This window comes from Asaia sp. VD9 (assembly GCF_037150015.1).
Lineage (GTDB): Bacteria > Pseudomonadota > Alphaproteobacteria > Acetobacterales > Acetobacteraceae > Asaia.
In genome coordinates, this window is sequence record NZ_JBBCQM010000030.1 from 1 (window position 1) to 5,426 (window position 5,426).

At 58.2% G+C, this 5,426-nt stretch carries 7 protein-coding genes; all 7 read left to right on the forward strand.

Features of this window, described 5'->3' with window-relative positions; genetic code table 11:
• Positions 1–50 precede the first annotated feature (50 nt).
• Positions 51–545: an ATPase, T2SS/T4P/T4SS family gene (locus WFJ47_RS16280; protein WP_336764402.1), complete on the forward strand. Its 495-nt coding sequence runs from the start codon at positions 51–53 to the stop codon at positions 543–545.
• 13 nt (positions 546–558) lie between these two features.
• Positions 559–2,379 (forward strand): type IV secretory system conjugative DNA transfer family protein, encoded by a 1,821-nt coding sequence (locus WFJ47_RS16285; RefSeq protein WP_007284439.1) that lies wholly within the window; start codon positions 559–561, stop codon positions 2,377–2,379.
• Positions 2,380–2,399: 20 nt separating this feature from the next.
• The gene (locus WFJ47_RS16290; protein WP_007284438.1) at positions 2,400–2,606 is read left to right on the forward strand and encodes a hypothetical protein; all 207 of its coding nucleotides are present in this window, start codon (positions 2,400–2,402) and stop codon (positions 2,604–2,606) included.
• A 13-nt stretch (positions 2,607–2,619) separates the two neighbouring features.
• Positions 2,620–3,198 carry a GIY-YIG nuclease family protein gene (locus WFJ47_RS16295; protein WP_010665820.1) on the forward strand — a complete coding sequence of 193 codons (579 nt, stop codon included), beginning with the start codon at positions 2,620–2,622 and terminating at the stop codon, positions 3,196–3,198.
• Positions 3,199–3,378: 180 nt separating this feature from the next.
• The gene (locus WFJ47_RS16300; RefSeq protein WP_099349392.1) at positions 3,379–3,732 is read left to right on the forward strand and encodes a helix-turn-helix transcriptional regulator; all 354 of its coding nucleotides are present in this window, start codon (positions 3,379–3,381) and stop codon (positions 3,730–3,732) included.
• Complete coding sequence (gene arsC, locus WFJ47_RS16305; protein WP_099349393.1) at positions 3,729–4,151, forward strand: arsenate reductase (glutaredoxin); 423 nt, start codon at positions 3,729–3,731, stop codon at positions 4,149–4,151. The genes WFJ47_RS16300 and arsC overlap by 4 nt, the downstream gene beginning before the upstream one ends.
• Positions 4,151–5,426 (forward strand): arsenic transporter (locus WFJ47_RS16310; RefSeq protein ID WP_336764406.1); only part of this gene is annotated, 1,276 nt, incomplete at its 3' end. The genes arsC and WFJ47_RS16310, both read left to right, overlap by 1 nt.

Below are 5,426 nucleotides of genomic sequence, written 5' to 3' on the forward strand. Positions count from 1 at the left end.
GACGAGATTGACAGCCTCTCCCCTTTGGCAGCCGCCGGGAGAAGGCCTTTATGACTGGAGCTTCGTCCGCCCATGATGGCAAACCTATCGGCAATGAAAGAAAGACGCGTCGTCGTCACCGGTACCCCAACCATGTGCGGTTGCTCTATTCAAAGTCGGGAACAGGAATCAGCTCGGTCAGTGCGGAAGACCTTTTGCACGCAAGTCTGCGCATGAGACCGGATCGGATCTTGCCGGCGGAGCTTCGCGACGACGCCGCATGGACATATCTCAATGAGGTCGTATCGGGGCATCCCGGTTCGATTTCTACCATTCATGGCGCAAATCCGGTTCAGGCGTTCAAGAAGCTCTTCTCGCTTATCAAGGGCTCGCCCCAGGGGGCGGCGCTAGAAGACAAAACTCTTGTGGACATGCTCTCCGCCGCGATTGACGTAATCGTGCCCTTCGAGACGACAGGCGAGATCTATTCCATCGGCGAAGTGTGGCTGGCAGCGGATGCGCGCCGTAGAGGCGAGACAGCAGCAGATCTTCTGACGAAATACTGAAAGGAAGCGCACGATGGCGTCAGAAAACAAGTCGATCGTCTTGATCGCCCGGATTATCCTCGGAATTCTGATGGTATTTGTGTCTTGGACCGTTGTCGCGTCTTTTGTTTTTCTGAAGGGAACGGGTTTATCGGGCTCGTTCGAGCATCCTTTCTATCAATGGTGGCTCTATTTTCTGTATGGCCGGGATAATCCGATCGTAGTGCAATGGCTCAAGATCGGCGCGGGGGCAGGCGGTGTTGTGGTTGCGCTGGTAATGCTGGCGGTGATCTTCCGGCGTGGTGCAATCGGCCCTTCTCTGCGCCCGTCCATATTCAGTCGAAGGCAACGGCCTATCCGTGGCGTGACAGAGAATCATGGCTATGCGGACTGGATGACAATGAAGCAGGCCAGGCAGCTCTTTCCACGTCCTTCCGCTGAATATGGAGGTGTCGTTGTAGGCGAAGCCTATCGCGTGGACGAAGACCGGCATGCAAGGGTGCCCTTTCATCCTAAAGAGCCGAAAACATGGGGACAGGGCGGCCGTGCGCCATTGCTCATAGATCCCTGTGAGACAGGATCGACCCACAGTCTGGTTTTTGCCGGACCGGGATCGTTCAAGTCCACGTCGGCCGTCACCACGCTGACCACATGGACGGGCTCTGCCGTGGTGCTTGATCCGAGTACAGAATTGGGGCCGATGCTTCGACCGTTCCGCGAAACGCTGGGTCATCAGGTCTACGAGCTGCGGCTCGGTGGAGATGTTGGCTTTAATGTCTTGGACTGGATCGACATTCGTTCGCCCGAAGCAATCACGAATATACAGGACGTGGTGTCATGGATATGCCGGGAGAGTGGTGCCAAAAAAGACGCCAATAACGAGTTTTTTGACCGGCAGGGCCGCAATCTCGTGACGTGTTTATTGGCGCACATGATGTTTGATCCGGACCTTCCAGCCGAGGAAAAGACCTTGCGGACGCTGAGAAGCGGGGTCTGCACGCCGCAAGAAGAAATGCGGAATCTGCTGAACACGATCCATGCGAGCAGTCCGTGCGCCTATGCGAGCCAGACGGCCGGCGCGCTCAAGGGACTGGTCGATGAGACGTTTTCCGGGGTGTATGGCAATGCCGATGACAAGACAGCCTGGCTCAGTAATCCTGCGTTTGCGGACCTGGTGTCCGGAGACAGTTTTCGCTCGTCAGATCTGGTCGATGGCAAGATGGATGTTTTCGTACAGTTGCCATTGCGGGCTTTGGAAAACACACCCGAAATTGGTCGCACGATTATAGGGGCGTTACTGAATGCCGTTTATGAAGCTGATGGCAATATTCGGAATCGTGTCCTCTTCCTTCTGGACGAAGTCGCACGTCTCGGTCCTATGCGGATCATGGCAACAGCACGGGATGCCGGGCGCAAATACGGTATTACCCTGAGATTGCTCTATCAGTCGGTCGGACAACTCGAAGAACAATGGGGCCGTGAGGGAAAGCGAGCATGGTACGAGGCGGCCGCACATCGGACATATGTTGCGATCTCCGATCTCGATACCGCGAAAGAGCTGGAAGAAACCTTCGGTCAGTATGGTGTCATGGCGACATCCGTGGGCAGCAATACCGGCACGTCGGGGAAAGGCTGGGAAGCGAGCAACCGTTCGCGCGGGGCGAACACGAGCTATCACGAAATCAGCCGTCCGCTGATCCGACGGGAAGAACTGCTGAACGATGTCCGGGTAGATGAAGCGTTTGTGGTGGTGCGTGGTGGTCGTCCGTTGCGTTGCGGGATGCCTATCTATTTTCGACGGCCTGAAATCAGAGAAAAAATAGCGGCCAATCGGTTCAATAAGATCTCGGCCTGAGTGTCAGGGGGACATGAGCAATGTCGGAAACGAACAATGAGAAGCGTCGGGATAAGGCGCGTCAGCAGGGAAGCCAGAAGACGGCCGGTATTGCCGAGGCGCAGAAAGCGGCATCGCGTGAGAATGTCGCTGATCGCTACTGGAAGCAAACAAGCGAAAAGGGACAGACCCCTGGACAGCGGGCGGAGAGCAACAAGCCACGTGCAAAGCCCAAAAGCAGTCCGTAACTAGGAGGCTGACATGCCTGAAGCGGGCTGGCTGTACGTTCTCGAAATTCCGGCATTACCTGGGGTAGTGAAGATCGGGCGCACGTCCAGAGATCCGACGTTACGATGCCGCGGGGTGGGCGGCGCGGATTGCCCCTTTGAGCTGGTTGTCGCGTGGAAGAAACCTGTGCCTGATGCGCAAGCGGCCGAAAAGCAGGCGCATCGGATGCTGGTTGCCAAGCGGCTGCGACGTGCAGACCGGGTGCTTGGTCATGTGGCTTTTGCCCGGTCCCGCGAGTTTTATCGGGCGAATGTCCAGGACGTCACGTCGGTCCTTGAGGTCATTGTTGCTTCTCGCGTGCGCGCGCGATCTTTGCTGCTGGCGGCAGCTCGCCCAGGTCGGTGTCAGCCCTTTCGATCAGGATGGAAAGGGCGACGCAAACTGGCAAGGCATTATCGGCCGACTGGCCGGGCGGCCGGGTTTAATGCGCTCATGGTTCCTATGATGCTTCTTGCTGTCATTATGGCGGTGCGTCCGGATGTGAACTGGCTACCGTGGCCTATAGCGGCTTCGCTCGAATGGCTGGAATCGCTGAGTATGATGCTTTGGTAAAGACAGTGATGGGCGATCAAAAAAAGCCATACAGTAACAGTAGGGCTGTTGATCGGCGGCTTAGGAAGATAAGCGAGGTGTCTGATCTGAGCAGCAAAATTGAGAAAATCGACGGTCATGATCTCCGTTTGCTTGATAGGATACCTTGACTTGTATCCATATATCTGAAAAGCCAGATATATGGATACAAACTCTGCCATTGCCGCACTTAACGCCCTGTCACAGTCCACGCGGCTGGATATCTTCCGCCTGCTTGTGCGCCATGAGCCGGACGGGCTGCCCGCCGGGGACGTCGCACGCCATCTTGATATGCCGCAGAACACGATCTCGGCCCACCTCGCCACCCTAGCCCGCGCCGGCCTGCTGACCTCGCAACGCCATAGCCGGCTGATCGTCTATCGCGCCTGTCTTTCTCGCCTGCACGACCTGATGCTCTTCCTCGTCAGAGACTGCTGTGCAGGCAGCCCCGAACTCTGTACGCCCCTGATCGCGACCCTGTCCTCCTGCTGTCCGTCCCCGGAATCCTGCTCATGACCATCACGATCTATCACAACCCAGCCTGCGGCACGTCGCGCAACGTGCTGGCACTGATCCGCAACAGCGGTGAGGAACCTCGCATTATTGAGTATCTGAAAACGCCTCCCAGCCGTGAGGAACTGGTCGATCTGATTGCCCGTATGGGCGTTCCGGTGCGCTCGGTCCTGCGGGAAAAGGGCACGCCCTTTCACGAACTCGGCCTCGATAATCCGGCCCTGAGCGATGACGCGCTGATCGATGCCATGATCGCACACCCAATCCTGATGAACCGGCCGATCGTCGTCACCCCGCTGGGTGCGGCACTCTGCCGTCCGTCCGAGGCGGTTCTGGACATCCTGCCCAACCCGCAGAGAGGCGCTTTCGTCAAAGAGGACGGCGAGAAGATCGTCGATGAATCCGGAAAGCGGATCGTCTGATGCTGGCGCTTCTGATTTTCGTTGTCACGCTGGTTTTTGTCATCTGGCAGCCTCGGGGGCTGGGCATCGGCTGGAGCGCAATGGCAGGTGCCGCCGTGGCCCTGGTGGCTGGAGTAATTCACTGGCACGACATTCCTGTCGTCTGGCACATCGTCTGGGACGCGACCTTCACCTTTATCGCGCTGATCGTCATCTCGCTGTTGCTGGACGAGGCCGGGTTCTTCCATTGGGCCGCCCTGCACGTGGTGCGCTGGGGCAAAGGGCGAGGCCGGACGCTATTCCCGCTGATCGTGGTCTTGGGAGCAGCCATTGCGGCTGTGTTCGCCAATGACGGCGCGGCCCTGCTGCTGACGCCCATCGTCATCGCCATCCTCACGCAGCTTCGCCTCAGTCCTGCTGCGGCGCTGGCCTTTATTATCGCCACTGGCTTCGTCGCGGATACCACCAGCCTGCCGCTTGTCATCTCCAATCTGGTGAACATCGTCAGCGCCAATTTCTTTGGTATTGCGTTCGATCGCTATGCTGCGGTCATGGTGCCGGTCGATCTGGTCGCACTTGGTGCAACGCTGGCGGTCCTGTGGCTGTGGTATCGGCGGCAGGTGCCTGCGACCTATCCCGTCGCCGAACTGCCCGCACCTGCCACGGCCATTCGTGACCCTCATGTATTCCGGGCGGCATTTCCACTGCTGGCCCTGGTTCTGGCGGCCTATTTCCTGACGGCGCCGTTTCATATCCCGGTCTGTGTCGTGGCCTGCCTGGCCGCCGGAATCCTGTTGCTCGTCGCCGGATATGGTCGGGTCATCCCTGTTCGCAAGGTGCTGCGGGGCGCCCCGTGGCAGATCGTGATCTTCTCCCTGGGCATGTATCTGGTGGTCTACGGGCTGCGCAATGCTGGGCTGACTGACTACCTTGCGACCGCACTGGTCTGGCTCGGTCATCAAGGGACGTTCACGGCCACCATCGGCACCGGCTTTCTAGCGGCTGTTCTGTCGTCCATCATGAACAATATGCCGAGTGTGCTGGTCGGGGCGCTGGCGATCCAACAGGCTCACGACATCACGCCACTGACACGCGACCTGATGATCTATGCCAACGTCATCGGCTGCGACCTCGGGCCGAAATTCACGCCGATTGGTAGTCTCGCAACACTGCTGTGGCTGCATGAGCTCTTCCTGCGTCAGAGCATAATCGGTCAGAAGCCGCTGAAGTCCCTCTGCTTCTTCGATCGCGTTCAGATCGGCGCGCTGCAAATTCTCGACAAGGGCGGCGGCCATG

What these genes read in the sequence shown, in the direction of transcription:
- arsC (WP_099349393.1), top strand. Translation starts at nt 3,729, where the DNA reads ATGACCATCACGATCTATCACAACCCAGCCTGCGGCACGTCGCGCAAC.
- WFJ47_RS16285 (WP_007284439.1), top strand. Translation starts at nt 559, where the DNA reads ATGGCGTCAGAAAACAAGTCGATCGTCTTGATCGCCCGGATTATCCTC.
- WFJ47_RS16290 (WP_007284438.1), top strand. Translation starts at nt 2,400, where the DNA reads ATGTCGGAAACGAACAATGAGAAGCGTCGGGATAAGGCGCGTCAGCAG.
- WFJ47_RS16280 (WP_336764402.1), top strand. Translation starts at nt 51, where the DNA reads ATGACTGGAGCTTCGTCCGCCCATGATGGCAAACCTATCGGCAATGAA.
- WFJ47_RS16295 (WP_010665820.1), top strand. Translation starts at nt 2,620, where the DNA reads ATGCCTGAAGCGGGCTGGCTGTACGTTCTCGAAATTCCGGCATTACCT.
- WFJ47_RS16300 (WP_099349392.1), top strand. Translation starts at nt 3,379, where the DNA reads ATGGATACAAACTCTGCCATTGCCGCACTTAACGCCCTGTCACAGTCC.